The sequence below is a fragment of the Caballeronia sp. LZ024 genome (genome assembly GCF_031451455.1).
GTDB lineage: Bacteria > Pseudomonadota > Gammaproteobacteria > Burkholderiales > Burkholderiaceae > Caballeronia > Caballeronia telluris.
On the sequence record NZ_JARUXL010000027.1, the window covers coordinates 1 to 2,382 of the forward strand.

Here is a 2,382-nt window from a genome sequence, read left to right on the forward strand (position 1 = left end):
CACTTTCATCTTACAATTCGACTTCGCCGAATTTATTAAGCCTTGTCCCACAGCGTGAACTCAAAGAACGTCAAATACGCCAACGCGATTTTCAATGCTTCGACACCTGTCATCCGTATTCATGGCATAGGAGGTGGGCGCTGGAAGCGAAAGGTAGCTAAGGGCGCGAGAATCGGACCATGGCTTCAAGCCAAGTACGACATCCTCGACGCTGCGGTCTGGGCGGCAAAGACCCCTGCTTGTACTTAGTTGCCGGGAGCGATGACGTAATTCGATATGTGGGCATCTCTCGAAATCGGCTCAAAGACCGTTGGCGGACATCTCCCGCGTATGTGTCAACGCCGACTGAAACCTGACCCACGTTTCGACGTTTCGCCGAAGTAAAACTGACCCACCCGGGTCCTGTATCACGCGGCTACTTTCGTGCTTGCCCGCGTGCCTGTTTGTCCCGCCTTTCTCTTGTCCTTCAATCGATAGCTCTCACCGCTGATTTGCACGATATGAGCGTGATGTAAAAGCCTGTCGAGCATCGCCGCTGTCAGCGTCTGGTCGTCAGCGAAGGCCGTCGCCCACTGCGTGAACGGCAGGTTGCTGGTCAACACGATTGAACCGCGCTCATAGCGTTTCGCGACGACATTGAAGAACAAGTTCGCCTCCTCGCGTCCGAATGGCAGGTAGCCGATTTCGTCGATGATGAGCAGCCTGGGTCCTATCACCGCGCGATTGAAGAACTCCCGCAAGCGATTCTGCTGTCGGGCGGCGGCCAGTTGCATCATCAGGTCGGCGGCCGAGATGAACCGCGTCTTGATGCCCGCCTGCGCCGCCCGGTACGCCAGCGAGGTCGCAATGTGCGTCTTGCCGACCCCGGATGGTCCGAGCAGCACGACATTCTCGGCCCGCTCAATGAACGCCAGACTCGCCAGCTCCTGAATCTGCGCACGCGGCGCGCCGCTGGCGAAGCTGAAGTCGTATTGCTCCAGCGTCTTGACGCCGGGCAACGCTGCCAGCTTCGTGAGCACCTGACGCTTGCGCTGCTCGCGCGCGCCAAGTTCCGCTTGCAGGAGCTGCTCAAGGAAGTCGGCCATACTCGAATCGGTCGTTGCAGTGCGTTGTGCAAGCGGCGCCCAGTCGGTGGCGATGCAGTCGAGCTTCAGTTGCGCGCACAGCCCGGCAATCCGTTCATGTTGCAGATTCATGCTGCGACCTCCAGCAACGCGTCGTAGACCGCCAGCGGATGTTGAAGGCTCTCACGTGGCAGCACCCGGCGGTTGTCCGGCACAGCGAGCGCAGGTGTCCGCGCCGGCAACGGCAGAAGCGCCGTCTGCTCGGTTGTAAGCAGCACCGCCGGACGCTCACCCGTCGTCCCGTGACGGCGCGCGTTGGCAACTTCTGACAGCCACCGGCCGATGTGCGCGTTGGCGGCTTCAACGTCCAGCTTCAATCCCGATGACCTGAGCGTTGCAGCAAGCGGTACAACAAAGCTCTCCTTGAGATAGCGGTTGAAGCGTTCGACCTTGCCCTTGGTCTTCGCGCGATACGGGCGACACACCTTCGGCGTGAACCCATAGGTCTCCGCCAGCGCCAGCAACTGCGTATTCCAGCGATGCTGGCCCTCGCCGAATGCATCGCGCTCTATGACCACGGACTTCGCGTTGTCGAACAGCACATGTTCCGGCGTGCCGCCGAAGTAGACAAGTGCCTCACGCAGGCAGTCGCACAGCGTCGTGGCGTCCTCGCGCGCAGTGAACCGAACGAAGCTCGCGCGGCTGTAACCCATTGTCGCGACCAGCGCGAGCAACGGCTCGCGTCCTCGACGGATAACGGTGAAATCGGCCTGCATCTGCTTGCCGGGCGCAGTCTCGAAGCGCACCACCGGTTCGGCTTCGGGACGCTTGTGGGGCACCAGAAACGCCTTGATCTGACTGATGCCGCCTTCGTATCCTGCTTCCTGCAATTCGCGAAGGAGAACAGTCGCCGGAATCCAGTGCGGCCGGGCAGCGGAAACGCGCTCCAGCAAATAGTCCTTGAATGGGTCGAGCTTCGTTGCTCGCGGCTCACGCTGGCTGTAACGGCTAGCCTGCTCGTTCCTCAGATAGCGTCGCACGGTGTTGCGCGATAAACCTGTTTGCCTCGCTATCTCACGCACCGCTGTCCCGCGTCGGGCCAATACCTTGATTTCCACTGCTTGCTCCTGAGTCAGCATCGGCGGCAAAAGCCGCCATCGTCTCCCAGGTGGGTCAGGTTTACTTCGGCGCCAGGGTCATTTTTACATCGGCGCTAACACGTATGACGCGGACACAATGATCCGCCTGCCCGAAAACCAGCTTTTTCATAGCCAATGCTGGAAACACATCGAGCTCGAATGCACTCAACACCCGAAAA

Annotated in this window: 2 protein-coding genes; both read right to left on the minus strand. The window is 59.9% G+C overall.

Going from position 1 to position 2,382, the window contains the following annotated elements:
* Positions 1-407: 407 nt before the first annotated feature.
* The gene (gene istB / locus QCE48_RS31515) at positions 408-1,196 is read right to left on the minus strand and encodes an IS21-like element helper ATPase IstB (protein WP_309788734.1); all 789 of its coding nucleotides are present in this window, start codon (positions 1,194-1,196) and stop codon (positions 408-410) included.
* Positions 1,193-2,203, minus strand: coding sequence for an IS21 family transposase (istA, locus tag QCE48_RS31520; protein ID WP_309788732.1), 1,011 nt, complete (start codon positions 2,201-2,203; stop codon positions 1,193-1,195). The genes istB and istA overlap by 4 nt, the downstream gene beginning before the upstream one ends.
* Positions 2,204-2,382 lie beyond the last annotated feature (179 nt).